This is a genomic window from Streptomyces microflavus, from assembly GCF_014650075.1.
GTDB lineage: Bacteria > Actinomycetota > Actinomycetes > Streptomycetales > Streptomycetaceae > Streptomyces > Streptomyces microflavus.
The window spans coordinates 1-775 of sequence record NZ_BMUG01000041.1 but is presented as its reverse complement, the minus strand read 5'-3'; the positions used below and the strand labels follow the sequence as shown (position 1 = coordinate 775).

The window sequence follows — 775 nt, the reverse complement described above, 5'->3', positions numbered from 1 at the left end:
TTCGATCCTTTCAAACTTACACCAACCAACATGCAGTCCAGCTTACTCATCACCCTTCTCGTTGCTACTAGCGCGGTCTTCGCCTTGCCAGCCGGACAACACCAACCCAGCGATTACGCTGCCTCAGACTACGACTCTGACTCCTATGCCCCACCAGAATCTTACTCTCCCCCAGCCCAACACCCTTCCTACGGTGGCAAGCCATCTCAACCTTACCACCCAGCTCCTTATCACCCATCTCCCAGCATCCCGTCCCGTGGTCGTCCCGGCCAAGGATCCGGCATTGGTGGCATGTTCCCCGGCTTTGGCGGTATGGGTAACGGCTTCGGCATGATGCCCGGCTTTGGTGGTTTCGGCGGCTTTGGCGGTCTCTTCGGCATGATCCCCGGCTTTGGGGTTAACGCCGGTTTTGGTGCCAACCTAGGAACTGGTTTCGGAGCCAACGTAGGGGTCAACGCCGGACTTGGTGGCGGACTCGGTGGATTTGGTGGACTCGGCGCCAACGTAGGTGCCGACGTAGGCGTAGGAGCCGGTCTGGGAGGTGTCGGTGTGGGAGCTGGCGCGAATGTGGGCATCGGAGTGGGTGTTGGCGGTCCCCTTGGTGTTGGTGCTGGTGTTGACGCCTCAGCTGGTGTCGGCATTTAATACAGACATGCCTCCATCTCCCACAACCAACTTCATACGTGTATTCTACTAGCCTCTTACATGACACACACCATTCGTTACCCTCTTCACTTGCAATCCAAATCACTGAATCGCCGCGCGCAATCATCAG

At 57.5% G+C, this 775-nt stretch carries 1 pseudogene; it reads left to right on the top strand.

The window, feature by feature from the left end:
- Nucleotides 1-645: pseudogene (locus IE264_RS38870) on the top strand (hypothetical protein); the annotation flags it as partial.
- Between the last annotated feature and the right edge of the window lie 130 nt (nucleotides 646-775).